Annotated in this window: 24 protein-coding genes; 8 read left to right on the top strand and 16 right to left on the bottom strand. The window is 66.4% G+C overall.

All coding sequences use genetic code 11. The annotated features are described in order from the left end of the window. Window positions 1-26: 26 nt before the first annotated feature. The 4 genes from E1742_RS21305 to E1742_RS21290 form a co-directional block, all read right to left on the bottom strand. A complete protein-coding gene (locus E1742_RS21305) occupies window positions 27-770 on the bottom strand; it encodes a hypothetical protein (protein ID WP_134387131.1) in 744 nt (247 codons plus the stop codon). A 121-nt stretch (window positions 771-891) separates the two neighbouring features. Then, a complete protein-coding gene (locus E1742_RS21300) occupies window positions 892-1,518 on the bottom strand; it encodes a GNAT family N-acetyltransferase (RefSeq protein ID WP_134387130.1) in 627 nt (208 codons plus the stop codon). Then, complete coding sequence (gene puuE, locus E1742_RS21295; RefSeq protein WP_134387129.1) at window positions 1,519-2,466, bottom strand: allantoinase PuuE; 948 nt, start codon at window positions 2,464-2,466, stop codon at window positions 1,519-1,521. It abuts the gene before it with no gap. Next, window positions 2,463-4,004 carry a carboxylesterase/lipase family protein gene (locus E1742_RS21290; RefSeq protein ID WP_229466167.1) on the bottom strand — a complete coding sequence of 514 codons (1,542 nt, stop codon included), beginning with the start codon at window positions 4,002-4,004 and terminating at the stop codon, window positions 2,463-2,465. The genes puuE and E1742_RS21290 overlap by 4 nt, the downstream gene beginning before the upstream one ends. A 91-nt stretch (window positions 4,005-4,095) precedes the next feature. On the opposite strand from E1742_RS21290, the gene uraH reads away from it, so the two are divergent. After that, the gene (uraH, locus tag E1742_RS21285) at window positions 4,096-4,449 is read left to right on the top strand and encodes a hydroxyisourate hydrolase (RefSeq protein ID WP_134387128.1); all 354 of its coding nucleotides are present in this window, start codon (window positions 4,096-4,098) and stop codon (window positions 4,447-4,449) included. Here uraH and E1742_RS21280 read toward each other — a convergent pair. Continuing rightward, window positions 4,434-5,663 carry a glutamate carboxypeptidase gene (locus tag E1742_RS21280; protein ID WP_134387127.1) on the bottom strand — a complete coding sequence of 410 codons (1,230 nt, stop codon included), beginning with the start codon at window positions 5,661-5,663 and terminating at the stop codon, window positions 4,434-4,436. The two genes, uraH and E1742_RS21280, sit on opposite strands and share 16 nt — an antisense overlap. A 169-nt stretch (window positions 5,664-5,832) precedes the next feature. Here E1742_RS21280 and E1742_RS21275 point away from each other — a divergent pair, with 169 nt between their 5' ends. The 7 genes from E1742_RS21275 to yacG all read left to right on the top strand — a co-directional run bounded on the left by E1742_RS21275 (window position 5,833) and on the right by yacG (window position 12,903). Next, on the top strand, window positions 5,833-7,104 hold the full coding sequence (locus tag E1742_RS21275; RefSeq protein WP_134387126.1) for an HlyC/CorC family transporter: 1,272 nt from the start codon (window positions 5,833-5,835) through the stop codon (window positions 7,102-7,104). 109 nt (window positions 7,105-7,213) lie between these two features. Beyond that, window positions 7,214-8,938: a type IV-A pilus assembly ATPase PilB gene (pilB, locus tag E1742_RS21270; protein ID WP_134387125.1), complete on the top strand. Its 1,725-nt coding sequence runs from the start codon at window positions 7,214-7,216 to the stop codon at window positions 8,936-8,938. Window positions 8,939-8,945: 7 nt separating this feature from the next. Beyond that, entirely contained in the window at window positions 8,946-10,175 is a 1,230-nt protein-coding gene (locus E1742_RS21265) for a type II secretion system F family protein (protein ID WP_134387124.1), read from the top strand. Window positions 10,176-10,258: 83 nt separating this feature from the next. Then, window positions 10,259-11,134 carry a prepilin peptidase gene (locus E1742_RS21260; RefSeq protein WP_134387123.1) on the top strand — a complete coding sequence of 292 codons (876 nt, stop codon included), beginning with the start codon at window positions 10,259-10,261 and terminating at the stop codon, window positions 11,132-11,134. Beyond that, a complete protein-coding gene (gene coaE, locus E1742_RS21255) occupies window positions 11,134-11,760 on the top strand; it encodes a dephospho-CoA kinase (RefSeq protein ID WP_134387122.1) in 627 nt (208 codons plus the stop codon). The genes E1742_RS21260 and coaE overlap by 1 nt, the downstream gene beginning before the upstream one ends. 198 nt (window positions 11,761-11,958) lie before the next feature. Beyond that, window positions 11,959-12,714, top strand: coding sequence for a cell division protein ZapD (gene zapD / locus E1742_RS21250; protein WP_134387121.1), 756 nt, complete (start codon window positions 11,959-11,961; stop codon window positions 12,712-12,714). A 12-nt stretch (window positions 12,715-12,726) separates the two neighbouring features. Further along, on the top strand, window positions 12,727-12,903 hold the full coding sequence (yacG, locus tag E1742_RS21245; RefSeq protein WP_134387120.1) for a DNA gyrase inhibitor YacG: 177 nt from the start codon (window positions 12,727-12,729) through the stop codon (window positions 12,901-12,903). A 27-nt stretch (window positions 12,904-12,930) separates the two neighbouring features. On the opposite strand, the gene E1742_RS21240 is transcribed toward yacG, so the two are convergent. The 11 genes from E1742_RS21240 to E1742_RS21190 form a co-directional block, all read right to left on the bottom strand. After that, the gene (locus E1742_RS21240; protein ID WP_134387119.1) at window positions 12,931-13,614 is read right to left on the bottom strand and encodes a 4'-phosphopantetheinyl transferase family protein; all 684 of its coding nucleotides are present in this window, start codon (window positions 13,612-13,614) and stop codon (window positions 12,931-12,933) included. Window positions 13,615-13,631: 17 nt separating this feature from the next. Beyond that, a complete protein-coding gene (locus E1742_RS21235; protein WP_134387118.1) occupies window positions 13,632-14,318 on the bottom strand; it encodes an autoinducer binding domain-containing protein in 687 nt (228 codons plus the stop codon). Between the two features lie 187 nt (window positions 14,319-14,505). Then, complete coding sequence (locus tag E1742_RS21230) at window positions 14,506-15,657, bottom strand: acyl-CoA dehydrogenase family protein (protein ID WP_166793531.1); 1,152 nt, start codon at window positions 15,655-15,657, stop codon at window positions 14,506-14,508. Further along, complete coding sequence (locus tag E1742_RS21225; RefSeq protein WP_134387116.1) at window positions 15,650-16,204, bottom strand: cupin domain-containing protein; 555 nt, start codon at window positions 16,202-16,204, stop codon at window positions 15,650-15,652. The genes E1742_RS21230 and E1742_RS21225 overlap by 8 nt, the downstream gene beginning before the upstream one ends. 21 nt (window positions 16,205-16,225) lie before the next feature. Further along, complete coding sequence (locus E1742_RS21220) at window positions 16,226-17,980, bottom strand: non-ribosomal peptide synthetase (RefSeq protein WP_134387115.1); 1,755 nt, start codon at window positions 17,978-17,980, stop codon at window positions 16,226-16,228. After that, complete coding sequence (locus tag E1742_RS21215) at window positions 17,973-20,831, bottom strand: beta-ketoacyl synthase N-terminal-like domain-containing protein (protein ID WP_134387114.1); 2,859 nt, start codon at window positions 20,829-20,831, stop codon at window positions 17,973-17,975. The genes E1742_RS21220 and E1742_RS21215 overlap by 8 nt, the downstream gene beginning before the upstream one ends. After that, window positions 20,828-21,142, bottom strand: a complete 315-nt coding sequence (locus tag E1742_RS21210) for a Dabb family protein (RefSeq protein WP_166793530.1) — start codon at window positions 21,140-21,142, stop codon at window positions 20,828-20,830. Before E1742_RS21210 ends, E1742_RS21215 begins: the two co-directional genes overlap by 4 nt. After that, a complete protein-coding gene (locus E1742_RS21205; protein WP_166793529.1) occupies window positions 21,121-23,778 on the bottom strand; it encodes a beta-ketoacyl [acyl carrier protein] synthase domain-containing protein in 2,658 nt (885 codons plus the stop codon). The genes E1742_RS21210 and E1742_RS21205 overlap by 22 nt, the downstream gene beginning before the upstream one ends. A gap of 1 nt (window position 23,779) precedes the next feature. After that, window positions 23,780-24,157, bottom strand: a complete 378-nt coding sequence (locus tag E1742_RS21200) for an ester cyclase (protein WP_166793528.1) — start codon at window positions 24,155-24,157, stop codon at window positions 23,780-23,782. Continuing rightward, the gene (locus tag E1742_RS21195) at window positions 24,154-25,071 is read right to left on the bottom strand and encodes a transglutaminase-like domain-containing protein (RefSeq protein WP_134387110.1); all 918 of its coding nucleotides are present in this window, start codon (window positions 25,069-25,071) and stop codon (window positions 24,154-24,156) included. Before E1742_RS21195 ends, E1742_RS21200 begins: the two co-directional genes overlap by 4 nt. After that, on the bottom strand, window positions 25,052-26,734 hold the full coding sequence (locus E1742_RS21190) for a non-ribosomal peptide synthetase (protein WP_134387109.1): 1,683 nt from the start codon (window positions 26,732-26,734) through the stop codon (window positions 25,052-25,054). The genes E1742_RS21195 and E1742_RS21190 overlap by 20 nt, the downstream gene beginning before the upstream one ends. Window positions 26,735-26,736: the final 2 nt, after the last annotated feature.

Genomic DNA, 26,736 nt, shown 5'->3' with positions numbered 1-26,736 from the left:
CTGAATCTTCCTTTGACAGGGGCTTGTCATGACCAGTCGAAGGTCAGCAATGCCAGTTGCTCGATCGGCTCGAAGAAAAGCAGGATACAAGGTTGGTCCGGAAGATAGCAGTGACCGGGAATCGTCACCACGTGATGAAAGCGGTGGCCGGCAGGGCTTACCGGATAGGCATACTGTTCCGCCTCTCCGCCATCACTGCTGTCTTCGAAGCTCATGGGGAAATCTCCCAGCTCCACCCAGTTTCCCAAGGCATCCACAGGCCCGCCGTATTGCTCCACCCATTCCTGCGGCTGCGGTTCTTCTCCGGGTTCGTCCCAATCGACCCGCTGCAACGTACCATCGCGTTCGTAGCGTTCACGCGCGGCGGCGAGCATGGCAAAAGCCTCGTCGCGCCCTTTCAGGATGTCCGCGCGCGTAGACTCCTGCAGCTCCAGATCCCGGTTATCGGGGTGGGAAACAAAGAAACGCGGATCGCCTGCGAGACTATACCGGCCGTCTTTCACGGTAAAGCCGATCCAGTTCGGTCTGAGCAATGGGGCGTGGGCATGCTCCGTTTCGCCTCCGATTACCCCATATACAGGCTCGGCGGGCGCGAGGACGTGCAGGAAGCCGCGCCAGGCCGGATCGGATGGCCTTATATCGTCCAGCCTTACGGACAGCAGGGGCAATAAATACGAAGCCAGATCCTGCTGATCCTCGCTAAAGACCAATTCAGGCCCTGGAAACGCCATCGCGCCCCGTGGCAGGAAGGTGTCATTCTCTGAACTCATCAAGACTTCCCATTCAACTTGACGATTTATATCGGAGATATTCCTGCTGGATCAGGAATACCGGCAACGGAGACAGTGCCTCAAATGCTTATCTTATTCACAGGATGCAATTATACAACTCTCATGCAGGGATAAAAGCCGTACTGTACGGGGAGATCGTGCGCCATCCCAGCGACGTGTACAGCGCCTGTCCGGCGTCCGTGGCAACGAGGATTTCGATTGCCTGCGCATCGCGCCGCACCTGCCGCAATGCGCCCATCACGCATGCAGCCAGCCCGCGCCGCCGGTGCGCCGGGGCGGTCTCGATGCGGTCGTAGATGAACACGCCGCCCCACTCGGCCGCGTAGCCGCTGGCGGCGATGGCGCCGGCATCGGTAACGACGTGCGCTGTGGTCACGACGCCGACGCGCGTGAGCCGCAGCGTACAGCCCGGCGCCAGCGGTGCGGCGGCAGGCCATTCGTCGGCGACCATCACGTGGCGCGGCTCGTCCAGATGCCAGCGCGACGGCAGCAGCGCGCGCAGTTCTTCCGCGTCGCCGCACAGCTTCAGGTACACGCGCGGGATGACGATCGACTCGCCCAGCTCGCGCAATCCGTCGCAAGGGGCGCCGAAAACGTAGCGTCGCAGTTCGCCCGGCTGCGCCGTGTCGAGCCGCCAGCCGCCCCGGTCGGACACGGGCGGCGGCAGGCCGTGGCAGATCGAGCGCGCCCGCAGCCACTTGCCGATCAGCGCCGTGTCCACCGCCATTCAGGCGCCGTCGAACGGATGGTGCGTGTGCCAATGCTCGGCGATATCGATGCGCCGGGCGATCCACACGTCCGCATGGCCCTGCACGTAATCGAGGAAGCGCGCCAGCGCGGCCGCCCGCGCAGGCCGCCCCACCAGCCGGCAGTGCAGGCCGATCGACAGCATCTTGGGCCGGTTCATGCCATGCGGATCGCCTTCGGCGTACAGCACGTCGAACGCATCCTTCAGGTAATCGAAGAACTGCGTGCCGCTGTTGAAGCCCTGCATGGCGGCGAAGCGCATGTCGTTGGTGTCGAGCGTGTACGGCACGATGAGTTGCGGCGTCACGGCCGGCTGGCCATCGGCCCCCGTGTGTTCGACCCGCTGCCAGAACGGCAGGTCATCGCCGTAGTAGTCGGCGTCGTAGCGGAAGCCGCCGTGTTCGACCACCAGCCGGCGCGTGTTGGGCGAGTCGCGGCCCGTGTACCAGCCCAGCGGCGCGCTGCCGGTCAGGTCGCGGATGGTGTCCACCGCTTCCTTCATGTGCGCGCGCTCCGTTGCCTCGTCCACGTTCTGGTAGGAGATCCAGCGCAGCCCGTGGCAGGCGATTTCGTGCCCCAGTTCGCGGAACGCCGCCACCGCTTCCGGATTGCGCTGCAACGCCATCGAGACGCCGAACACCGTCAACGGCAGCCGGCGCTCCTCGAACATGCGCAGCAGGCGCCACAGGCCGGCGCGCGAGCCGTACTCGTACAGCGACTCCATGCTCATGTGCCGCGCCGGGAACGCCGCCGCTCCGACGATCTCGGACAGGAACGTCTCCGAGGCAGGATCGCCATGCAGCACGCTGTTCTCGGCGCCCTCCTCGTAATTCAGCACGAACTGCAGCGCCACCCGGGCGCGGTTCGGCCAGTTCGCGTGCGGCGGCGTGCGGCCGTAGCCGACCAGGTCGCGTGGATAAGTGCTCATGGTTTCTCTTGCTGGCGGTCGTGGAACTCGAAGCGCTCGCGGTCGCGCGGGTTGTACGGCGCGGACCGCACGTCGATGCGCATCACGTTCGGCGCGGGATGATTGACGACCGGCCAATTGGCCATGCCGGCGCCATTCGGATTGCCCGTCCTGATGAAATTGGCGAAGTAGCCCTGCATCGTGGCGGAGACACGGCGGTCGTCCTCGCTCCAGCGGTAGACCTTGTTGCCGTCCAGGTTACCCAGCGCGTACTCGATTTCGCCCGAATGCACGGCGCCCGCATCGGCCGGCTTGCCGGCGGTGGTCTCCGGACGGGGCCGCGAGAAGTAATAGCGGTACGTCGGCGCGATGCGGCTGTGCAGGTCGATCCACTTCCACGTGCCGTAGACGATCCAGCGGTCGCTGGCCAGGTCGCGCGCCGCCTCCGCGACGTCGTAGTCGTAAGCGCGCGCGGCGTCGCGGGCGGAGTCGCCATACAGTTTTTCGAGCGCGGCCGCGAAGTTCTCCTTCGTGACGGCTTCCTTGCCGAGGATCGCGCCCGCATGCATCTCCTGCGAATTCCAGCCGGCCAGCAGCGGCACTTTCGCCTGCATGCCACGGCGGTACGTCTCCAGCGGCGCGCGTTCGATGACGGCGCCATCCTGGACGATGCCGAACCATGGCATGCCGGGCTGGCGGACGACTTCCAGCAGGCGTTGCGCCGGCATCGCCCGCAGCTCGGCCAGCGACGTCGCCCCCGCCGCCCCGGCGAATGCCACGCCCTGCTGCTCCGCCTGCGTCAGCGTGGGCAGCGGTTCCCGGCCCAGCACGGAGCCGCTCTCGCCGATCGCGCGCGCGAACAGGCCGCGCGCCTGCGGGTTGATCATCTGCGCGCTGACGGAATAGGAACCGGCCGATTCGCCGGCAATCGTCACCTGCGCCGGATCGCCGCCGAACGACGCGATATTGCGTTGCACCCAGCGCAGCGCGGCCGCCTGGTCCATCAGGCCGTAGTTGCCGGAGGCGCGCACGGGCCCTTCGGCGCTCAGTTCAGGATGCGCGAGGAAGCCGAACACGCCCAGGCGGTAGTTGACCGTCAGCGCGACGATGCCCTGCCGCGCCATCGCGGCGCCATCGTAGCGGGGCTCGGAGCCGTCGCCCGCTGCCAGGCCGCCACCGTGGAAGTAGACCAGGACCGGCAGCTTTTTCTTCGCCCGCGCCGCCGGCGTCCAGACGTTCAGGTACAGGCAATCCTCGTCCGTGCCGGGCGAGCGGAACACCATGTCGGCGAACAGCGGCAGCTGCATCGCACGGTTGCCAAAATCCTTTGCCGGGCGCACGCCGTTCCACGGCTGCACCGGCTGCGGCGGTTTCCAGCGCAATGTGCCGACAGGCGGCGCGGCAAACGGCACGCCCTTGAAGGCGCGCACGCCGTCGCTGATGGTGCCTTCGATGGCACCGCCCTCGACGTGCGCTACCGCCGGCAGCGCGGAGGCGGCAAACGCCGGCGTCGCCAAGGACAGCAACAGCACACCCGGATACGCAAACCTGATCATCATGTTTTTCGTCCTGTCTCCATCAGCACAACGATATATTGTCCAGCTCACAACAGTATATGATCCGATGCATACGACTGTCACTGGAATCGATATGGGAAAACTCACCACGCACGTTCTCGACACCGCCCACGGCCGCCCCGGCGCCGGCGTCACGGTCCACCTGTATGCCGTCCGGGCCGGCAGCCGGCAACTGTTGAAAACGGATGTCACCAATGCCGACGGCCGCTGCGCCACGCCGCTGCTGGAAGGCGACGCGCTGCATGCAGGCCAGTACGAACTGGCCTTCCACGCCGGCGACTATTTCGCGCAGGCGGGCGTCGAGCTGCCGGTACCGCGCTTCATCGACGTCGTCACCATCGCCTTCGGCATCGCCCACACCGACCAGAACTGCCACGTGCCCCTGGTGGTCTCGCCCTGGTCGTACTCGACTTACCGGGGCAGCTGAGGGTCCTTTCCGAACTGCTGGAGCAGCCGCGCCAGCAGATAGATGCGGGGCGCGATACTGTCCACCTCCGCATACTCCTCTAGCGTATGGATGCCGCCGCCGACGATGCCCAGGCCGTCGATCGTCGGCACGCCGGCCGCGAACACGATCGACGAATCGGCCGCACCGCCGGAGCTTTCCAATGTCAGCTTGCGGCCCAGTTCCGCGTAGATGTCCGACGCGGCGCGCGCCACTGCATCCGTCACGGGGCTGGGCGGCATGGGCGGGAAGCTGCGTTTCAGCGCGATCTCCACCTTCGCTTCCGGCACCAGCTGCCTTGCCGCGATGCGCCGCATGTCCTGTTCGACGCGGTCGAATTCTTCGGCCCGCACCACGCGCACGTCCGCCTGCGCCGTGGCCTGGTCCGGGATCACATTGCTGCGCTCACCGCCCTTGATGACGGTCCAGTTGACGGTCGTGCCTTTGGCGTCGTCGCCCAGTTTCGACAGCTGCACCAGCTGGTGGGAAGCTTCCAGCGCCGCATTGACGCCCTGCTTCGGCGCCACGCCGGCATGCGAGGCCTTGCCGCGCACCGCCAGTTCGATGTCGCCGCTGCCCTTGCGCGTGACCACGAGGCCGTCGGCCGGCCGGCCCGGCTCCAGGTTGAAGACGATATCGTGCGCTTTCGACAGGCGCTCGATCAGCGCACGCGAGCCATGCGAGCCCGTTTCTTCATTCGTATTGAGCAGCACCGTGATACGCCTGAAGTCTGCAAATCCGCCTTCGCGCAACACCCGCAGCGCCTCGATGCCGATGACGATGCCGCCCTTGTCATCCATGATGCCGGGACCATAAGCCCGTTTGCCGTCGATGCGGAACGGATGCGCCTTTGCCGTGCCGTCGCCGAATACGGTGTCCATATGCGCCACCAGCAGGATGCGGCCACGGCCCTGGCCGTCCAGCGTGGCGACGACGTTCCTGCTCAGCGCGGGCGTGGCGGGAACCGTCTCCACGGCAAAGCCCAGCCCTTTCAGTTCCGCCGCGGCGATGGCGCCCACGTCGTCCAGCCCCTTGCCGTTGAACGTGCCGGAATCGATATTGACGAGCCTCTCCAGCAATGCCAGCGCGGGCGCCTTGCGCGCTTCCGCCTTTGCCAGCAACGCGGTATCGGCCACCCCCGCCGCCGCCGCGCCACAGACCATCGACACCGCCAACCCGATCAGCATCCTGCGCATGCATTGCCCTCCTCGTATGGTTCGGCTCATCATAGCGCAACCGTCATGTAGTGAGCACGCCTGCAACTCTCCCATTGGCGGGGTCAGCCGGACGCTGCTTGCACCGCCCACCCCGTTACCGTAGAATTTGACGCTCTGCGGCCGCAATCCGCGCCACTTCTCCCACGCTTTGGACAACATTCCCTTATGGGTGCAGATTCTTGCACTCGCCTGCCTGATCTTCCTGTCGGCCTTCTTTGCCATGGCCGAAACCGCCCTGATGGCGGCCAGCCGTTTCCGTTTGCGCCACGAGGCAAAGCGCGGCAGCCGTCGCGCCATTGCCACCCTGTGGTTGCTTGAACGTACCGAACAGCTGCTGTCGCTCGTCCTCATTGCCAACACGCTGCTGAACGCGATGGCGATCGCCCTCGTCACGGCCATTGCCATCAATGCCTTCGGCCTGGAAGAACACGTCATCCTGATTTCCACCGGCGCCGTGGTCTTTATGCTCATCGTGCTGGCGGAGATCTCGCCGAAAATCGTCGGCGCCCGCTATGCCGACCAGATCGTGCTGCCGGCCAGCGTCATCCTGCGCCCGCTGCTGCGGGCGATGTCTCCCGTGATCTGGTTCGTCAACCTGTTCGTCAAGACGCTGTTCCGGCTGTTTCGCGTCAAGGCGGCGCTGAACCCGCAGGACGGCGGGCTGTCGTCGGAAGAGCTGCGCTCGGTATTGCTGGAGAGTGGCAATTTCATTCCGCAAAAACACAAGAGTATTCTGCTGAACCTGTTCGACCTGGATACCATCTCCGTCGAGGACGTGATGACGCCGCGCGCGCAGATCGAGGCCCTGAACCTGGCGGTGCCGGTCGACGAGATCAAGCAGCAACTGACGACGTGCTATCACAACAAGCTGCCCGTCTACGATGGCGAAATCAATCAGATCGTCGGCATCCTGCACGTGCGCAAGGCCGTTGGCCTCTTGAACGAGGAAGACGAGCTGACGGCGGACCATTTCCGTGCGCTGCTGTCCGAGCCCTACTTCATTCCGCAGGACACCGCCGTGTTCGCACAGTTGCAGAACTTCCAGGAGAACCGCGAGCGCCTGGCCATCATCGTCGACGAGTATGGCGAAGTGCAGGGCCTGGTCACACTGGACGACATCATCGAGGAGATGATCGGCGAATTCACCACGTCCACGCCGAGCGCGGCCCGTGCCGACAGCTTCGGCTGGGACAGCAAGCGCGAATGCCTGCTCGAAGGCACGACGGCTTTGCGCGACGTCAACAAGCGCCTCGGACTGAACTTCCCGCTGGACGGCCCGAAAACGCTGAACGGCCTGTTGCTGGAATGGCTGCAGGACATCCCCGATGCGCCCATCAGCGTGCGTATTGGCAATTGCATCATCGAAGTGGTGCAAGTGCAGAATCAGTCGATTAAAGTCGTCAAATTACGACAGCATTGAACGGAAGCCGAAATCCGGCCGTCTTCGCTTTACAAAAATAATGCCCACGGGCATCATCGTTTGTTGGTCAGGTCCCTTTCATTCATGTAGTTTCGGCATTAGTGTCCTTATGGCAGCAGTCCAACCCACCACGGCGGCAGGCGCTCCCATGTCGGGCCTGGCGCGTGCCTTGATGCAGGCGGGGCGTCTCACGCCGCCGCAGGCGGACGCGCTGCTGAAAAAATCCATCCTGGAAAAACTGCCGTTCATCGACGTGCTGCTGGCCAGCGGTGCGATCGGCGGCCGCGAACTGGCCGTGTTCTGCGCCGACACCTTCGCCTATCCGATGCTGGATCTGCAGGCGCTCTCCCCGGCCGCACTGCCCGCCAAGGCGATCGACCCGAAACTGATGCAGAGCCAGCGGGTGGTGGCGCTGTCGAAACGGGGCAACAAGATGTCCGTGGCGATATCGGACCCCACCAACACGCAGGCACTGGACCAGATCAAGTTCCAGACCGAAACGTCGGTGGAACCCGTCATCGTGCCGCACGACGCGCTGGTGCGCCTGCTGGCGGAGCTGGCCAAGAACAGCGAACAGCTGATGGGCGAGCTGGCCGGTGAAGAGGCAGAGATCCAGTTCGCCGAAGAACAGGAAGCGGCGCTGGTGGAGGCGCCGGCCACGGACGTCGAGGATGCGCCGATCGTGCGCTTCCTGAACAAGATGTTGATGGACGCCGTCAACATGGGGGCGTCGGACCTGCACTTCGAGCCGTTCGAGAAGTTCTACCGCATCCGCTTCCGTGTCGACGGTGTGCTGGTCGAGCATGCGCAGCCGCCTATCGCCATCAAGGACAAGCTGGTGTCGCGCATCAAGGTGCTGGCGAAACTGGACATCTCGGAAAAACGCGTCCCGCAGGACGGGCGCATGCGCCTGATCGTCTCGCCGACGAAAACGGTGGACCTGCGTATCTCCACGTTGCCCACGCTGTTCGGCGAAAAGACGGTGATGCGTATCCTCGACCCCACGCAGGCGCAGATGGGCATCGATGCGCTGGGCTACGACGCGGACCAGAAGGCGCTGCTGCTCGATGCGATCTCGCGCCCGTACGGCATGGTGCTGGTGACGGGTCCGACAGGCTCCGGCAAGACGGTGTCGCTGTACACCTGCCTGAACATCCTGAACAAGCCGGGCATCAATATCTCGACGGCGGAAGACCCGGCCGAGATCAACCTGCCCGGTGTGAACCAGGTCAATGTCAACGACAAGGCGGGGCTGACGTTCCCCGTCGCGCTGAAGTCCTTCCTGCGCCAGGATCCGGACATCATCATGGTCGGCGAGATCCGCGACCTGGAGACGGCGGACATCGCCATCAAGGCGGCGCAGACGGGCCACATGGTGTTTTCGACGCTGCACACGAACGATGCGCCATCGACGTTGACGCGCCTCATGAACATGGGCGTGGCGCCGTTCAATATCGCATCGTCGATTGTATTGATCACGGCGCAGCGCCTGGCGCGGCGGCTGTGCGCATGCAAGCGTCCCGTCGACGTCTCGACCGACCTGCTGCTGCGGGCCGGCTTCCGGCCGGCGCAACTCGATGGCAGCTGGAAGCCGTACGGCCCGGTGGGCTGCGAACGGTGCAACGGCACCGGTTACAAGGGCCGCGTGGGCATCTACCAGATCATGCCGATCACGCCGGCAATCGAGGCGCTGATCCTGGCGCACGGTAATGCCATGCAGATCGCCGCGCAGTCCGAGCTTGAGGGCGTGCGCTCGCTGCGCCAGTCGGGCCTCGTGAAGGTCAAGGCGGGTCTGACCAGCCTGGAAGAAGTGCTGGGCTGCACCAACGAGTAGGACGAACATGAGGACAAGCGCGATGGCATCCACGGGCAACCAGGTCAAGGAATCCGTCTTCGCCTGGGAAGGCAAGGACAAAACGGGCAAGACGGTGCGCGGGGAGCTGCGCGCCGGCGGCGTCGCCGTGGTGAACGTGACACTGCGGCGCCAGGGCATCATGGTCACGAAAGTGAAGAAGAAGGTGTACCGGTCCGGGCGAAAGGTCACGGACAAGGACATCACGCTGTTCACGCGCCAGCTGGCCACGATGATGAAGGCCGGCGTGCCGCTGCTGCAGTCGTTCGATATCGTCGGCAAGGGCCACGCCAATCCGTCCGTGTCGAAACTGATCATGGACCTGCGCGCGGACATCGAGACGGGCACGAGCCTGAACCAGGCGTTCCGCAAGTTCCCCCTGTATTTCGATCCGCTGTTTTGCAACCTGGTCGGCGCCGGCGAACAGGCCGGCATCCTGGAAGACCTGCTGACGCGGCTGGCGATATACAAGGAAAAGACGCTGGCGATGAAGGCCAAGATCAAGTCGGCGCTGACGTATCCCATCGCCATCCTGGCCGTGGCGTTCATCGTCACGGCCGTCATCATGATCTGGGTGGTTCCGGCGTTCAAGGAAGTCTTCACCAGCTTCGGTGCCGACCTGCCCGCGCCCACGCTGTTCGTGATGGCGATGTCGGAATTTTTCGTCAACAACTGGTACATCATGCTGCTCGTCGTGTTCTGGTCCGTCTACTTTTTCTTCGAGTCGTGGAAACGCTCGATCAGGATGCAGCAGGCGATGGACCGGCTGCTGCTGCGCGTGCCCGTATTCGGCGACGTGATCCGCAAGGCCACCGTGGCGCGCTGGACCCGCACGCTGTCGACGATGTTCGCGGCCGGCGTCCCGCTGGTCGAGGCGCTCGACTCCGTCGGCGGCGCGGCCGGCAATGCCGTCTACCTGGAGGCCACGCGCAAGATCCAGAACGAAGTCTCCACGGGCACGAGCCTGACGGTGGCGATGCAGAACGTGGAGGTGTTCCCGAACATGGTCACGCAGATGGTGTCGATCGGCGAGGAATCGGGCGCGCTCGATGCCATGCTGGGCAAGGTGGCCGATTTCTACGAGGACGAAGTGGACGAGGCGGTCGCCTCGCTGGCGGCGCTGATGGAGCCGGCGATCATGGTCATTCTCGGCGTCCTGATCGGCGGGTTGGTCGTGGCGATGTATCTGCCTATCTTCAAGTTGGGTTCGGTGGTGTAAGCTTCGGTTTTCAAGGGGTCCGTTTCCATCGGGACTGACCCCGGTTTTCATCCCACGAAGCTGCCGAATCCGAAAAGTCAACCATGCTCCAGGACCTCTACCTGTTCGCCCCACCCGCCACCGCTGGCGCCGCCATCCTCGCCGGCATCTTCGGCCTGTTGATCGGCAGCTTCCTGAACGTCGTCATCTACCGCATTCCGGAGATGATGCGGCGCGAGTCCGCCAATTACGTGGCCGCCGAATCGGGCCAGCCGCTGCCTTACACAGAGCGCTTCGACCTGGTGCTGCCCCGCTCCGCGTGCCCGCATTGCGGCCACAAGATCACGGCGCTGGAAAACGTGCCCGTCATCAGCTGGCTGGCGTTGCGGGGCAAGTGCAGCCAGTGCAAGGCGCGCATCTCGGCGCGCTATCCCGTCATCGAAGCGTTGACCGGCCTGTTGTCCGCGCTGCTGATCTGGCAGTTCGGCAGCGGCGTGATGGGCCTGGCCACCTTGCTGTTCGCGTACCTGCTGATCGCGATGACGTTCATCGACGCCGACACGCAGCTGCTGCCGGACGACCTGACCTACCCGCTGCTGTGGGCCGGCCTGCTGGTCAACATCAATGGCACTTTCGTGCCGCTGGCCGATGCCGTCATCGGCGCGGCGGCAGGCTATCTGGTGCTGTGGACCGTCTACTGGCTGTTCAAGCTTGCCACCGGCAAGGAAGGCATGGGCTACGGCGACTTCAAGCTGCTGGCCGCGCTGGGCGCATGGCTGGGCTGGACGATGCTGCCGACGATTATCCTGCTGTCGTCCGTCGTCGGCGCCCTCGTCGGCATCGGCCTGATCGTCTTTGCTGGTCGGGGACGCGGCAATCCCATTCCGTTCGGCCCTTACCTGGCCGCGGCCGGCATGATTGCGCTGCTGTTCGGCGGCCAGATCGCCGGTTTCACGACCGGCCTGCTGGGCGGCGCGTGATGGCGGCAACGGCGCGCTTTACCGTCGGCCTGACCGGCGGCATCGGTTCCGGAAAAAGCGTCGTGGCACGCATGTTTGCCGAGCGGGGCGTGGACATCGTCGACACCGACCGGATCGCGCGCGGCCTGACGGTCGCCGGTGGCGCCGCGATGCCGGCGGTGCTGGCGGCGTTCGGCGCCGACTTCGCCGACCGGGATGGTGCGCTGGACCGGGCACGGATGCGCGCCCTCGTCTTCTCCGACCCGGACGCCAAGCGCCGCCTCGAAGCGATCCTGCACCCGATGATCCGCGAGGCCGTGTATGCCGCCAGCCTGCTGGGGACGGGGCCGTACGTCATTTTCGACATCCCCCTGCTGGTCGAATCGGGCACGTGGCGCGAACGGCTGCAGCGCGTACTGGTGGTGGACTGCCCCGAGAACATGCAGCTGGCCCGCGTGATCGCCCGCAACGGCCTGCCCGAGGCGCAAGTGCGGGCCATCATGGCCGCGCAGGTGCCACGCCAGGTCCGGCTGGCGGCAGCCGACGACGTTGTCGACAACAGCGGCGACCTGGCCGCGCTGGCGCCGCAAATCGACCGCCTGCATGCGTTTTACAATCGAATGGCGGCGGCACAGGGCCCCGGCTGAGCGCGAAACAATTAACAACGTTTGTATTTTTGCCTCGCATGGTTCAGAATCACGAGAATTCTTTCAGGGAGCTCGGGAAGCTGATAGTTGCCTCTTCGCCTGTCTGTTGTGCTGCCGGTCGTTTTCAGAGCGCCGGCACCGCGCCGCTGCACCATGGTGCCGAGTTCCTTTCCAGGTCTACCAACAGAGGGATTCACTTTGATCGTCTATGAATATCCTTTCAACGAGCGCATACGCACGTTGTTGCGGCTGGAAGATCTGTACGACAAATTCAAGTTCTTCGTTCACCAGGAACACCCGATGCAGCATCACGTGGCGCTGTCCACGATCTTCGACATGCTCGAAGTGGCCGGCCGCGCCGACCTGAAATCCGACCTGCTGCAGGAGCTGGAGCGCCAGCGCCAGACATTGCTGGGCTACCGTTCCAACCCGAACGTCCAGACCGAAATGCTCGATGCCGTGCTGGCCGAGGTGGACAGCGTATCCGGCGCGCTGGTCTCAAGCCAGGGAAAAACGGGCCAGAACGTGCGCGACAACGAATGGCTGATGAGCATCCGCGGCCGTACGATCATTCCTGGCGGCGCCTGCGAATTCGACCTGCCGTCGTACTATGCCTGGCAACAGCGTTCCGCCGAGCAGCGCTATGGCGACATCGTGACGTGGTTCGCGCCGCTGGCGCCGCTGTTCGATGCGCTGGCGCTCGTGCTGCGGCTGCTGCGCGATTCCGGTGCGGCCAAGAAGATGATCGCCAACGCCGGCAGCTATCAGCAGATGTTGCAGGGCAAGGTGTACCAGATGCTGCGCCTGACCGTGGACAGCTCGCTCGGTGCGATCCCCGAAATCTCGGCCAATAAATACATGCTGTGGGTACGCTTCACCACCCAGGGCGGCGACCTGAAACCGAAGCCGCTGGAAGAAGACGTCCCTTTCGAACTCACGCTTTGCGCGTTTTAAGATTTACGAACCATGCCTACCGTTGATTGCCCTACCTGCGGCACCAAAGTGGAGTGGACGGAGAAGAACAAATTCCGCCCCTTCTGTTCCGAACGATGCAAGCAGATCGACCTGGGTGCCTGGGCTGAGGAAAAGTACACGATTCCTGCGGCCGCGCCTGCCGATCCGCTCGATGACGAGCTGAAATAGCGGCCCGTCAGCCGGCCACGGCGCCTGTCACCACCGGAAATCGGTCATCACGCGCCCCTGCTCCAGCAGCGTGTAGCCGACCGCAAACCTGAACCCGGGCACGAACGGCGGGTCGAGCGGGTGCACCACGTCAAACCACAAGCGCCGCCCTTCGGTGTCGATGCCAACGATCTCGATCGCGTCGAAGTCGAGGAAGCGCCGCACGGTCTCGAATACGCCCTTGTAGAAGCTCTCCTTGGCCGAAAACACCAGCGTCAGCAACGTGTCGGGCGCGATCGGACAGTCGAGCGCCGCCAGCCAGGCGCGCTCGCGGGCCGACAGCACGACCTGGCGCAATGCCTGCAGGCTGCGGCCCTGGGCGACAGTCTCGATATCGATGCCAACCCCGCGGCACGTCGACCGGGGCACTGCCACTGCGGCGGCGATGCCGTGGCTATGAGTGATACTGCCGGTAACGCCACGCGGCCAGAGCGGCTCGCGCGCCGGCCCGACGCCGATGGTGCCCTCGCGGCCATGATACGCCAGCGCCGCACGGCCGCACCAGCGGCCAAAAAAGAATTCGCCCTGGCGTTTCGGCACCGCGTGCGCGAGTGCCGGCGGCAGCACGATGGCATGTTCGGCAAAACACGCCACGTCGAAGTGCGCCGTGTCGAACGTTGTGTAGAACAGCTCCAGCGCCCCATCCGCACCCGGGGTCGGCGCGAGCAGCATGGAACGGGCCGGCGCCGTCACAGCAGGCGCAGCAGCGCGGCCTTGATCACGCCCGCCGTCTTGTTCGCAGTGCCCAGCTTCAGCAGCGCATTGTTGATGTGAAAGCCGACCGTGCGCTCGGTGATCTGGATGATTTCCGCGATATCGCTGGCGGTCTTGCCGTCCGCACTCCAGCGCAACACTTCCACTTCGCGCGCCGTCAGGCAGATGTCGGCCTCGACCCGGCCACTCTGCGGCGCCACCCGCGACATCGCGTCGAGCGCGGCCTGGGACAACCACCACAAGTGCGCGGCATGCTCGCGCAGCTCGGCCTCGCCGAGCTGCTCGTGCGAACGCGAGACCGTCAGCAGGCCGGCTACGCCCCGTGCATTGTAGGACGATTGCGCCACGCCGACGCGCAAGCCATGGTCGCGGGCGTCGTCCCACAGCGCTGGCGCTGCCGCGAATACCTGATCTGACCAGACCAGCGCTGTCTGCGACGTCAGGCCATGGGCCACCGTGGGGTCGCACGCAAGGTAATTCCTTTCCAGATAACGCTGCCGCCAGGATTCCGGGTAGTTGGAGATCATCGACACCGCCGGCCTGATGACAGGCAGGGGCCAGCGCACGCCAAAAGCGCAGTATTCGAACCCCAGCTCCAGCACCGCCGCGATGAGTACTTCAAGTACCTCGGCTTCGCTCTTTACCACCTCCAGCACCTGCATGAAAGGCTCTTGCCAACGGAAAATTTTATCGCTTGCCACGTAACCTCATATCGCCGTCTCCATCCGGTGCCACCTGGCGGCAGGGCCTTGGGAGCACGGGACAGAAATTGTAAAAAAAGAAACTTGCGGGGCGCGCCGGCGCCGGTCCGTCCACACCGTGCACAGCCGGCCCTGCCGGGTGGCAGGCCTACAGCATCGGGAATCCTTCCGCCACATTGCCATTCAGCAGCAGGTTGCCGACCGCCTCGTACCCGCTTTCCTTGCCCACCAGGTGCTGGCACCACGTCAGGGAATCGCGCATCGCCCGCTCGATGGGGGTCTCACCGCGCCGGATTGCCGGCCCGCCCACCAGGTCGTACAGCGCCAGAATCACTTCGCGCGACGTGCGGAACGCGCTCACGCGCGACAGCCAGACGTCCGCGCGCAAGCGCTCGTCCGGCACTTCGCCGTTTTCCAGGCACTGCCACTGGCGTTCCAGCGTACGGTACAGGTAGGCACGGGCGGCATTGTGCTTCATCTCGCACTCGGCCAGCTTGTGCTGGACGATCGGCGAATTGCGCAGCGGCGTGCGGGTATTGAAATCCTGCCGCTCCTTCAGGTAGCCATGCGTGAAATCGAGGGCCGAGCGGCACACGCCCAGCGGTACGGCGGCCATCTTGCGCAGGAAGGTATCGTTGCGTTGCCACAGCAGGCCGGCCCGCTGCGCCGGCTGACGGAAGCTGAAGCTGTGCGCACGCGGGAAGAATCCGCCCTTGACGTGATAGTTGTGGCTGCCGGTGCCGTGCAGGCCGGTGGTATCCCAGTTGTCCTCGATTTCAAAGTCGCCCTGCTTGCCCAGCACCACGATCCATTCGGGCCGCCCCTCGTCCAGCCGCGGGCTGCCGTGTTCGTAGATCAGGCAACCGGCACCGATCACGTCGGCGTGCTTGATGCCGCTGCCGAAAATCCAGCGCCCGGTCACCTTGTAGCCGCCGTCGGTTTCGATAGCGCGCCCGCCCGGATAAACCCAGCCGGCCTGTACCGCATCCAGCGAGCCATACAGCTCGCGTGCCGCGCCATCCTCCAGGTAGCCCGAATACAGGCCCGAATCGCAACCGATCATCACGCACCAGGCCACCGAGGCGCTGACGCTCGCCAAGGCTTCGATGATCTCCAGCTGCTCCAGCGTGGTCAGCTCGGGACCGCCCCAGCTGCGCGGCATACACATGCGGAAACAACCTGCCTCCTTCAGGCGCGCCACCACCCAGGCCGGCAGCGTATGCCCTGCCTCAAGGTCGGGCGCGGCCGCCAGCTCGGGCAGCAGGCGACGCACATTGGCCAGGATGCTGTCCTTAGTCATGCTTGGCGCCCCCTGGTGGCGGCAGCAGGACGATCGCGCTCTTGTACTTTTCGGCCAGCACATCCCAATACGCGCGGGTGGCGCGCGCATCGCGGTCGGCCGCGTCCTTGAAGCTGAATTCGCGGAAGAAGTCGACCATCTTCTTGTTGTTGTAGCTCCACAGCATTTTCAGGGTGCCCGTGCCGGTGTTGCTCAGGCCGTGATGGGTGCCGGGCGCGATGAGGATGATGTCGCCCGCCGTCACCTTGCTCACCTCGCCGTCGAGCGACGCCTCACCCTCGCCTTCGACGATATAGATGAATTCCTCCGTGCCGGGATGGAAATGCACCGGAATACTGACCTTGGACGGCAGGCGTTCGGTCCCGGCCGTCATCGTACCCTGCCCGTCGTCGTTCGGAATCAGGATCTGGATGTCGGTCAGGTCGGGGCCGAACTTCACCGCCTCCGCCGTCTTGGCATGGATGACTTGCGACTTGGGACCGTGGGCGGCGGCCAGCGGGCTGGCCAGGACCGCCAGCGTCAGGGCGGCAATGTGCAGCGATTTCATGAACTCTCCTTGGATGAATGGTTATGCCGTGCACGGCTGCTCGGCCGCCAGGGCCGACAGACGCGATAGCGTGGGATGCTCGAAAACATGGAACAGCTCGATGTGCGGCCAGTGCGCCGCCAGGTCGAGGTGGAACGACACGGCGTGCATCGACGTCAGCCCCTGGGCGAACAGGTTGTCGTCCGGGCCCAGCCGCGATACGTTCAGGTAAGGCGCCAGCAGCGCCGCGATATCGCCGGCGAGGCCAGTCGCCGGGCTGGCCGGCGTCACCGGAACCTGCACCAGCGGCGCCAGCGCCTTGCGATCGAGCTTGCCGGCACTGTTGCGCGGAAAATCGGCGACCACCGTCAGGCTGTGCGGCTGCATATACGCCGGCAGCAGCCGTGCCAGCTCGGCACGGGCGCTGCCGACCGGGTCCGCGCACGGCGTGCGGGGATCGGTCTTGATGAACGCCGCCAGCGTGTCCACGTCATGCCGGTCGCGCACGCACAACACGGCGGCCTCGGCCACGAACGGCAGCGCTTCGAGCGCGTCGCTGACTTCGAGCAATTCGATGCGGTGACCGTTGACCTTTACGTAGTCGCCGGCGCGGGTGACAAAATTGAGCAGGCCATCGGCGTCGATGAAGCCGATATCGCCGGTGTCGTACCACAGCACGTCATCGTGCATGGCGTGGCCGAATTTTTCAGCAGTCAGTTGCGGCTGGCCGAGATAGCCGAGCGCCAGGCCGTCACCACCGATCAGCAGTCGGCCTGACTCGCCCGATGCCACGGCGCGACCGTCGGCATCGACAATAGCTATAAGGGTGTTCTGGATAGGCACGCCGATCCGGCGCTCTCCCGGTGCCTCCAGCCGCATCCATGTCGACCACACCGTGGTTTCCGTCGGGCCGTACACGTTGTAGGCGTGACGCGCGCGGGCGAACAGCGTGCCTGACAGCTGCTGGCCGAGCGCCTCCCCGCCCACCAGCACCGTATCGAAGCGATAGTCCGGCGCCAGATAGGGCAGCAGGCATTTCAGCAGGGATGGGGTGGACTGGTACAGCGCGGGTCGCAGCGTCGTCAGCAGGCGCGCCAGCGCCTGGGGCGAAGCGGCCTGCTGCTCGTCGGCCAGCACCAGGGTGGCGCCATTCGCCAGGGCCAACGCATATTCCAGGTAGAAGATATCGAAGCCGGGAGATGTACTGGACAGTACCAGCGGCGCCGCGTGGTCGGCCAGCAGCACGCTGAAATGGTCGAGCAGGTTGGCGCAGGCTAGCGTGGTGACCATCACCGCCTTCGGCACGCCGGTCGAGCCGGACGTGAAGATGCGGTAGGCCTCGCGGCCGCCGGCATGCGCAGGTCGCGGCTGCCCCGCGTTGCGCGCGGCCAGGTCGACCAGGGCAACCCCGGCACCGATGCCGGACAGTCCCGGATGGGACGGGCTGGCGCTGTCGTGCAGTACCACGCTGCCGGGCAGCGCGCCCAGCATCTGCTGCAGGCGTGCGGGCGGTGTGCTCCAGCCGATCGGAATGTACGGCACGCCGAGGTACTGGCAGCCGATCATGGCCGCCAGCAGCGCCGCGCCGCGTGGCAGGCACAACAGCACAGCCGCATCCGGCGCCAGCGTCAGGCCGGCCAGCAGCGCGGCGCTGTCGATGGCCTGCTGGCGCAACTGGGCGTAGGTCCATTCCAGCGTGCCGCAACGCAGGGCGGTGCGTTCCGGCCAGCGTGCGGCCGCGCCGTCGAAGCGCGCGATGAAGTCGGGATAGCCCGAGGTGATGCGTCCACTAAGCATGGCGGTCAGCTTCCAGTAAATGATGGGTGAATTGGGTGCCGAGCGCGAAGAACGCGACGATCATGCTGTCCGCATCCGCCTGGCTGTGATAGTCCGGGTCATGGTGAACGACCAGCCGCAGCCCGTCGCCGGCGTCCGCCTTGAACTGGAAACACAGTTCGCCATACACCGGCTGGTAGCGGCAGCCACCCTCGCGCCACACCGCGCCGTCCAGTTCCAGCCGGTAGCCGTCGTTCTGGTTCTGGAACATGAACAGCATGCGGTAAGGCACGCCGCCCCCGGCGGCCTGCACGATCACGTCGAGCGGCACCGCCGCGTGCTGCAATGCGGCGCTCAACTGGCTGGCGGTCGCCGCCAGGATCGCGCCGTAGTCGTGCGCGTCCTGGACCGGCACGTGCAGCGGCAGGTTGTTGATGCGGCAGTCGATCCGCTGAAGGGCGGCGCCGTCGCGGTTGTTCAGCGTCGTGCCCGTCAAGACATGGCGCGCCCCGCTTTGCTGCGCCACCAGCGCATTGAAGATGGCGTAGTACAGGACAAATGGCGTGCAGTTGTTGGCCCGGCAGACGGCGCGCGCCGCGCCATACAGGGCGGGCGGCACGACGGCTTCGACGCTGCCGGCCGGGTACTGCGGCGCACTGCCGGCGCCGCGCGGCGGCCGCGCCGCCAGGGTGCTGGGCGCGACGCCGGCCAGCCGGTCGCGCCAGAACTGCTGGTCGGCGTCGTCCCAGGCACGCACCGGCGGCGCGACCACGGCCGCCATGCTCTGCCCCGCCAGCGCGCGTTCGAGCGCGCGCAGCAGGTTTTCCAGGCCCACGCCGTCGATCAGCAGATGCGGGAAATTCAAGGCCAGATAGTGCTGCGCGCCGTGGCGCAGCAGCAAGAGGCGTGCCGTCGGCCCGGTCTCCAGGCCGAAACGATGGCCGAAGAAGGCCGTCAACGTGGCCGCCGGGTCTTCATCCGGCGCCAGTTCGCGCCGCTCGGCGACCAGCAGCTCCGCGCGTGGCGGTCCCAGTTCGATCGTGCCGGCGTTCCACTTGAGGCAACGGGCAAATGACGGCTGCGCGGCCAGCACCGCCAGCAACGCCTGGCTCAGCCGCTCCCAATCGGGCGCAACGGCGCCGGTCAGGCACAGCGGAACGTTGTAGTGGCTGTAGGCACCGCGCTGCATCTTCTCCAGCAGGTAAAAGCGTGACTGGTAGGGATTCAGGCACGTCTCGGCGGGCGCCGGCGGTTCCGCTGCGACCGGCGCGGCCGCCCGCCCCAGCTTCGTCACCAGGTGGCGTGCCAGCGCCAGCGGCGTCGGATGCTGATAGATATCGTCCTGGGTCAGCACGATGCCGAATTGCGCGTCCAGCTGGTCGATCAGCGTGATGGCCGTGATCGAATCGCCGTACAGGTCGAAGTAATTGCTGTTTTCATCCAATCCGGTATCGGACAGCGCTTCCTCGTACAGCGCCACGATGGCGGCGCACAGCTGGGCCTCGCCCGGCGGCGCCTTTGGCAGCGCCGCGGCCGAGCCGGCGGCCACGCCGGATGCGGCTTTTTCCGGGACCAGGCTGAAGCGGCGCAACTGCCAGTCCGGCGCTGGCAGCCGGGCGCGGCTGCCAGGCTGCCCCTGGTAGCGCTGCAGGATCACGTGGGCGTTGGTGCCGCCGACACCCATTGAACTGACGCCGCAGCAGTCGTGCGTGTCAACGTCGAGCACGCTGGCCGTGGCGGCCACCGCGAAGGGCGAATCGTTCAGCTTCAACAGGGGATTCGGCGTCTCGAGGTTGGCCGTGCCCGGGTAGCACGCATGGTCGAGGGCGAGCACCGCCTTGACCAGCGACGCGATCCCGGACGACCAGAACAGGTGGCCGATATGTCCCTTGACCGAACCGAGCAGGATCGGCCGGTGCGGCTGCGCCGGCGGATACGCTTCGACCAGCCGCCGTAACGCGCGCACTTCGATGGGATCGCCGACCACTGTGCCGGTCGCGTGGCACTCGACAAACGCCAGCCGTGCCGGCGCCACGCCGGCCGCCGAGTACGTCTCGCGCAGCAGCGCCAGCTGGCCGTCGCTGGACGGCGCGGCAAAGCTGACCTTGCGCGCGCCATCGTTGTTGACGCCGGCACCGCGCACCAGCGCATGGATCCGGTCGCCGTCGCGCAGCGCCTGCGCCAGCGGCTTGATCAGCACGGCCCCGCCGCCGCCGGCCGGCACGGTACCGTCGGCCCGCGCATCGAACGGCCGGCACACGCCGCCCTCGGAATAAATCGATCCGGCCTGGTACACATACTGACCGTCAAGCGGATAGGTAATTGCCACGCCGCCGGCCAGCACGGCATCGCAGCGCCCGCTCCACAGCAGGTGGCAGGCTTCGCTGACCGCCACCAGCGAAGACGAGCAACCGCTTTGCAGGTTGAAGGCCGGGCCGTTCAGGTCGAATGTATAACTGACCCGCGTGGCCAGGAAATCGCTGCCGCGGTTGACGTTTTCCAGCAGCGTCGGCAACGAGGGGATATGACCTTGCGCGGCAAGCGTGGCGAGGTAATCGTGATAGGTGCCGTTGCAGGCCTGGGAGGCCACCACGCCGACCTTGCCCATGCCCTGGCCCCGCTCGTAACCCGCGTCGGCGAAGGCCGCTTCGGCCAGCATCAGGAACTGGCGGCACTGCGGGTCCATGATGCGCGCCTCCTGCTCGGTGATGCCGTAGCGCGCCGGATCGAACAGTTCGGCATACGCCGTGTCCTGCGCCAGCGCGGGAGCGCCATCGGCCAGCGCACGCCAGTACGCCCCGTAATCGGCGGCGCCGGGCAACGCACAGGCCATGCCAACGATGGCCAGCGGCTCGTGTACGGGCGCGCTCATGCGCGGCCGCCCAGGTCGGCGAAGTCGAACACGACGGCTTCGTCGAGCAGCGGTTCCAGATGGGTGCCGATGAAGTCCAGGTGCGCCGGGTGCTGCTGGTATAGGTCGCGTTCGGCGCGGCCCGCGAAGCCCATGACGAAGCCGTGGCTGAAACCGCGCTGATGCGGGTTGTCCGGATCGTTCGGCCCGTAGGAATAGGACAGCATCTGCGGAATCTGCGCGCGCAACTGGCCCAGCGCATGCAGGGCGTGCTCGGCCTGCTGCGCCGTGACGGCCGGCGCGAAGCGCATCAGGATGACGTGGTAGTACATGCGGACCTCGTGAATCGGTTGATGTGCAAGGCGATCATGGCCAGGTGGGCCGGATCGACGATCTGTACGTGGTGGGCGTCGATGCGCACGATCGGCTCGCCCGTGTGACGGCGCCATCCGTTGTCGTTCTTGGCGCGATCGAATGCCTGCAACAGCGCCGGCTCGGTGAGCGGCATACGCGTGCCGACGGCAACGATGTTCAGGAACGGCAGCTCCCGCCCACCCGGCACGAATGCGCGCGCCATCGCCCGTTCGGCGGCGAACACCTGCTGCAGGCGGCGCGCCTGGCGCTGCAACTGGTCGGCCTCGAAGCGGTCGGCCAGCAGGCTGGTCTGGTCCATGAAATACGCCAGCGCGCTGTCGGCGAACAGCGCGGCATGTTCCTCGCGGTACACCACCGAATCGATCGCCACCGTGCCGCACAGCGGGTAATCGGCGGCAAGCAACGGCACCATCAGGTCCGCCAGCATGCCGCCCAGCGACCAGCCGCCCAGGTACAGCGGCACCGCGCGCTGCGGCAGCGCGGCGCGCAACTGGTCGGCATACAGCGCGGCCAGCGCGGCCGCGTCGCGGATCAGCTGCCCCTCCTCCGCATACAGGTTGTGCGAATCGATCGCCAGCAGTTCGATATCGGGCGCCAGCTGGGCCGCGAGCGGCCGGTAGGTTTCGTAGCCCGAAATACTTGCATGCACCAGCACCAGGCGCAGCCGCGGCGTACCCTGCGCGGGGCGGATCAGCTTGACGAGACGGGTCGCCGGCGCAGGGCCGGACGGCGCGTCGAGCGCGGCAAGTTGCTGGTCGAAGCGGTCGTGCTGGTCGATCCAGTCGAGGTCGTGCTGCGTGCCGAACGCCCCGTTGATATCGTCGAGCATCGTCAGCGCCAGCATCGAATGGCCGCCGGCGTCACGGAACGACATCTGCGGCGCCACGTCCTGCAGCAGCAGCGCCGACTGCCAGATGGCGCGCAGGCGCTGGGCGGCATCGTTGGCGCCGGCAGGCGCGACCTCGGCCATGGGCGCCTGCGGCAGGCCGACCCGCGCCTGCGGATCGATTTCGCTCCAGCCCAGGTCGACGGCGCGGGGGCCGGCGCCCACCTCTGGCTGCGGCGCCGTGGCCGGCAAGGCCGCGCCATCGTAAGCGGCCATCTGGGCCGCCAGCGCGCTGGCGTCGGCGGCCGCGAACTGCGCAAGGAACGGTTTGCCCTGCGCACGCCGGTTCAACGAAAACGCGATTGCTTCGAAATCGGCGTGCGTGGTGGTCAGTGCCGCAGCGGCGCGTGCGACGGCCGCGCGCAGGCGTTCCGCGCTGCCTGCGCCCACGCGCACCGGCAGCACGCCGCCCGCGGCCGCGCTCACCGCCGGCGACGGCGGTGCCGACTGGACCAGCAGCGCGCAGTTGGTGCCGCCGATGCCGAGCGCATTGACGATGCCGGTGAGTGGCCGGCTAGCGGCGACGGCCGCGGTCGGCACGTACAGCGGGGTCCCGTCGAAACTGATGCGCGGATTGAGCGCGGTGAAATTGGCCGCCGGCGCGATGCTGCCGCGGCCGATCTGGACGATTGCGCGCAGCAGGCCGACCAGCCCGGCCACCGTGTCGAGGTGGCCGACCGAGGCCTTTGCCGACGCCACCGCGGTGCCGGCCGCCGCGCGCGGACTGGCGCGAAACACCTGGCGCAGCGCAGCCGCCTCGATCACGTCGCCAATGTAGGTGCCGGAACCGTGGGCCTCGACGAAATCGATGGCGCCCGGCCCCAGGCCGCCCTTGCGCAGCAGCGCCTGCAGGTTCTCGGCCACGGCCGCCGAGCTGGGCGCCACGTAGCTGGCCTTGTTGCTGCCATCGTTGTTCAGTGTGCTCGCGGCCAGCACCGCCAGGACCGGGTCGCGGTCGCGTTCGGCGTCCACCAGCCGCTTCAGTACGAAGACGACGCAACCGAAGCCGGGCACCATGCCGTCGGCGTCCTGGTCGAACGAGCGGATCACGCCGCTGCGCGACAGATTCATGCCGGGGCGGTATTCATAGCCCTCGTGCAGGGGGAACGGCAGGCAGGCGCCACCGGCCAGGGCCAGGTCGCAGTCGTGCAGCGCCAGCGCCTGCATGGCCGTGTGCAGCACCAGCAGGCCGCTGGAACAGGCCGACTGCACCCCGAAGCTGGGGCCGCGCAGATTCAGCACGTGCGACACCCGCAGCGCCTGCTGTTCCTTGTTCGAGCCGACCTCGATCTCGAACGGATGGTAGTTGCCGGCATCGTCCGCCGCGGCGCGTGCCAGCTGCACGAAGTCGCTGTCGGAGGCAGTCGAGAACACCGCACTGCGGGCCGGCAGCGCCAGCGGGTTGTAGCCGGCCGCCTCGGCGGCCTTCCAGCAGTGCTGCAGGAACAGCCGCTGCTGGGGGTCGATGATGACGCTGTCGCGCAGCGACAAGCCATACAGGCGATAGTCGAACCCGGACCAGTCGTCCAGGTAGGCGGCCCGGTCGACCCAGTTCTCGCCGGCTGCGGCTGCGCCGGGCCGGGCCGAGAACGCATCCGCGGCGTCGAACGCCATGCGCTCGAATCCGGCCAGCGAGTCCGCGCCCGGCAGCGCCAGCGCCGTCCCGATGACCGCGATGCGGTGGTCCATCTGCGCTAGTGCGGTCATCTCAACGGTCCCAGGTTGTCCGGTACTGCTCGTCATCGACCATGAACCACAGTTCCTGCACCTTGTTGCCGACAAAGCGTTTTTCCACCATCAGCTGGATCTGGCGCCGCACGCCGCTTGCCTTCTCGGTGACGCTGCGCGTCAGCCGCGCGAAGGTACGGTCGCCGCTGGCGAATACCGACTCGATCTTCGTCTCGATATCCGTATGGGCTTCGACGAAGTCGCGCATCGACGACTTCAGCGATTCGATGCTCAGGTCCTTGCCGTTGAAATGGCAGATCGCATCGTCGTGATAGTGGCTGTTGACGGCCGGACAGTTGCCGGTGTCGAATACGTCGGTGTACAGCGAGCGTACGATGGCAATCATTTGGTCGTTCATTGCGTGATCCATATTCCATCCTTTACCAGAGTTACACTGCATCCCGTGTAGGGGCTGCGCCGCAACACGCGGCGCGGTATCGCAAAAAACGGCAGTCGGCCGTTCACGTACAGCAAGTCGTGCCAGTCGCCCTCCAGCATCAGCGCGGCCAGGGCGTCGAAGGCCGGCAAGTCCAGATGGCGCGAGCGCAGGAAGCGCGCCGACGGCGCGGCAAAGTCCCACGGCATCATTTCCACGTGGTTCAGGCAGGCCAGGTCCTGCAGCATCTTCAGCGCCACATTGCCGGCGCCGGCGCGCTTGCGGTTCTCGACCGAGGCGCCGAAACCGGCAAAATCGGCCAGCCCGGCGCGGCAGTCGCGCCAGACCTGGGCGATCGGCAGCGACAGGTCGGGGGCGACGTCGCGCAAGTCGATTTGCACCGGATTGCCCAGCGCTTCGAGCACGGGCCGGTTCATCGACGCATCGCCGCGCAGCCAGCGGCCAAGGCCGGTATCCCAGTACTCCACCAGCGTCTGTTCGTGGGCGAAATCCGGGTAAAAATAACTGCAGTAGGCATAGCGCAGGCGCGCCGGCACGCCGCGCTGGCGCAGCATCGCGCAGGCCAGCTTGGAAATGTTCAGGCAATTGCCGACTACCTTGTGGGCCAGCGGGATCGGCGCGCGCAGGTTGCCGACGCCGTGCCCGGCCACGTGCGCCAGCAGCTCGCGCACGGTATAAATGTCGAGCTCAGCCAGGCGTTCGCGGCCGATCCGCTCGCTGTTCAGGCCGGCATGATGCTCGACGACATTGCGGGCGGCCGCGAACACCCGCTCGACATCGTTGCCGGCGCTGTCGAGCAGGCCCGCATACGGTCCGGGGTCGGTGTTGGCGCTTTGGCGCAGGTAAAACGCCTGTTCAGATGCAGCAGCGGTCACGGAGCATGTCCTCAATCCCGGCCAGCGTGGCCGCTTCGTAAATATCGAGCAGGTCCAGATCGACGCCGAATCGCGCGTTCAGGCCGGCCTGCAGTCCGAGCATGCTGACGGAGTCGAAGCCGAGCGCGAACAGCCTGGCGCGACGGTCGTGAATGCGCACCCCGAGCAGCCCCTCGGCCAGTTCAAGCAGCGGGTCCGGGAGGGGGCCAGCGGCCGCGTCGGCCGGCGCGGCAAGCAGCGCTTCGGCACGTACGCGCAGCGTGCCGGTGTCGGTCTTGCCATTCGCGGTCAGGGCCCATTCGGCCACGTAGACGATGCGCTTGGGACGTTCCCAGGCGCTCAGCACGCCCTCGACGAGCGCGTTGCACGGCGTTACCCGGTCGGCGCCGCCGTCGGCGCACACCAGCACCAGCCCGCCCAACGCCGCGTGGTACAGCGCCAGCACCCGCGGCGCCAGGCCGGCCTGAATGCAGCGCTGCTCGATCCCGTTCAGGTCGACACGGTGGCCATTGAGCTTCACCTGGGCGTCCTGGCGGCCGAGGAAATAACAGGTGCCGGCGCTGTCGCGGCGCACCTGGTCGCCGGTGTCGTAGAAACGTCCACCGACGGCCTCGGGATGCGCCAGGAATGCCTCGGTGCCGGCCTCGCCCACATAGCCCGCCGCGAGCCCCGCGCCCCCGACCAGCAGACGCCCGCTGGCGGGCCCAGCCAGCAGCTCGCCGGCGTCGTTGCGCAGCACGCATTGCACGCCGCGCACCGGGCGGCCGATCGGCACCACCCCGGGCGCGCCGTCCAGCAGCGCGGCGTCCAGCCGGGCCACCGTGGTGAACACCGTGTTCTCGGTCGGGCCGTAGCCGTTATACAGGGCCACGTGCGGGGCCAGCGTCAGGAAGCGCCGCGCGGCATGCCAATCGACCTTATCGCCACCCACCAGCAACGTGCGCAGGCTGGCAAGTCCGGCGCACTGCCCGCCCACCACCATTGCCTGGAACAGCCCGGCGGTCAGCCACATGACGGAAATGCCTTCGGCACGCACCGCCGCCGCCAGCGTCCGCCCGGCCAGCACGTCGTTCTTGTCGAGCACGACGAGGGTATTGCCGTTGAGCAGAGGCGTGAAGATCTCAAATGTCGAGGCGTCGAACGACAGCGGCGAATACGTCGCGAACACATCGTCCGGCCGCAGCGCGAAGAAGTCCGGCGCATGCAGCAGGTTGCGCACCGCTGCGGCGCGCACCATCACCGCCTTCGGCCGGCCGGTCGAGCCGGACGTGAACATCAGCGACATCACGCCGTCGAACGCGGCCGGGGTGCTAACGGATGTCGGCGCGAGCGGGCGCAGCGACGGCGTGCCGCTGTCCAGGTCGAGCTGCTCGACGAGCGTGTCGCAGCCGACGCTGCCGAGCATCTGGTCGCGCACGGCCGGCGCCGTACCGGCGTCGATCGGCAGGAACGTCTTGCCCGCCCTCAGGCACGCCAGCATCAGCACCACCGCCTCGGCCCGCGCCAACTGGAAGGCGACCAGCGCGCCGGGCGCCTGTTCCAGCTGCGCGGCGCAGTGCAGCACGCGCTGCCCCAGCTCGGCATAGCTCAGGCGCAGCGTGCCCGACACCAGAGCCGGATGCGCGGGATGCGCGGCGCATGCCTGTGCAAACAAGTCGAACATGC

Origin of the sequence: Pseudoduganella plicata (assembly GCF_004421005.1) — a bacterium.
GTDB lineage: Bacteria > Pseudomonadota > Gammaproteobacteria > Burkholderiales > Burkholderiaceae_D > Rugamonas > Rugamonas plicata.
The sequence above is the reverse complement of the archived record's forward strand: the minus strand, read 5'-3'. Positions and strand labels throughout refer to the sequence as shown.

Excerpts from the sequence above, each read along its gene's own strand:
- E1742_RS21305 (WP_134387131.1), bottom strand. The coding sequence starts at position 770 with ATGAGTTCAGAGAATGACACCTTCCTGCCACGGGGCGCGATGGCGTTT.
- E1742_RS21300 (WP_134387130.1), bottom strand. The coding sequence starts at position 1,518 with ATGGCGGTGGACACGGCGCTGATCGGCAAGTGGCTGCGGGCGCGCTCG.
- puuE (WP_134387129.1), bottom strand. The coding sequence starts at position 2,466 with ATGAGCACTTATCCACGCGACCTGGTCGGCTACGGCCGCACGCCGCCG.
- E1742_RS21290 (WP_229466167.1), bottom strand. The coding sequence starts at position 4,004 with ATGATGATCAGGTTTGCGTATCCGGGTGTGCTGTTGCTGTCCTTGGCG.
- uraH (WP_134387128.1), top strand. The coding sequence starts at position 4,096 with ATGGGAAAACTCACCACGCACGTTCTCGACACCGCCCACGGCCGCCCC.
- E1742_RS21280 (WP_134387127.1), bottom strand. The coding sequence starts at position 5,663 with ATGCGCAGGATGCTGATCGGGTTGGCGGTGTCGATGGTCTGTGGCGCG.
- pilB (WP_134387125.1), top strand. The coding sequence starts at position 7,214 with ATGGCAGCAGTCCAACCCACCACGGCGGCAGGCGCTCCCATGTCGGGC.
- E1742_RS21265 (WP_134387124.1), top strand. The coding sequence starts at position 8,946 with ATGAGGACAAGCGCGATGGCATCCACGGGCAACCAGGTCAAGGAATCC.
- E1742_RS21260 (WP_134387123.1), top strand. The coding sequence starts at position 10,259 with ATGCTCCAGGACCTCTACCTGTTCGCCCCACCCGCCACCGCTGGCGCC.
- coaE (WP_134387122.1), top strand. The coding sequence starts at position 11,134 with ATGGCGGCAACGGCGCGCTTTACCGTCGGCCTGACCGGCGGCATCGGT.
- yacG (WP_134387120.1), top strand. The coding sequence starts at position 12,727 with ATGCCTACCGTTGATTGCCCTACCTGCGGCACCAAAGTGGAGTGGACG.
- E1742_RS21240 (WP_134387119.1), bottom strand. The coding sequence starts at position 13,614 with ATGCTGCTCGCGCCGACCCCGGGTGCGGATGGGGCGCTGGAGCTGTTC.
- E1742_RS21235 (WP_134387118.1), bottom strand. The coding sequence starts at position 14,318 with ATGCAGGTGCTGGAGGTGGTAAAGAGCGAAGCCGAGGTACTTGAAGTA.
- E1742_RS21230 (WP_166793531.1), bottom strand. The coding sequence starts at position 15,657 with ATGACTAAGGACAGCATCCTGGCCAATGTGCGTCGCCTGCTGCCCGAG.
- E1742_RS21225 (WP_134387116.1), bottom strand. The coding sequence starts at position 16,204 with ATGAAATCGCTGCACATTGCCGCCCTGACGCTGGCGGTCCTGGCCAGC.
- E1742_RS21220 (WP_134387115.1), bottom strand. The coding sequence starts at position 17,980 with ATGCTTAGTGGACGCATCACCTCGGGCTATCCCGACTTCATCGCGCGC.
- E1742_RS21215 (WP_134387114.1), bottom strand. The coding sequence starts at position 20,831 with ATGAGCGCGCCCGTACACGAGCCGCTGGCCATCGTTGGCATGGCCTGT.
- E1742_RS21210 (WP_166793530.1), bottom strand. The coding sequence starts at position 21,142 with ATGTACTACCACGTCATCCTGATGCGCTTCGCGCCGGCCGTCACGGCG.
- E1742_RS21205 (WP_166793529.1), bottom strand. The coding sequence starts at position 23,778 with ATGACCGCACTAGCGCAGATGGACCACCGCATCGCGGTCATCGGGACG.
- E1742_RS21200 (WP_166793528.1), bottom strand. The coding sequence starts at position 24,157 with ATGAACGACCAAATGATTGCCATCGTACGCTCGCTGTACACCGACGTA.
- E1742_RS21190 (WP_134387109.1), bottom strand. The coding sequence starts at position 26,734 with ATGTTCGACTTGTTTGCACAGGCATGCGCCGCGCATCCCGCGCATCCG.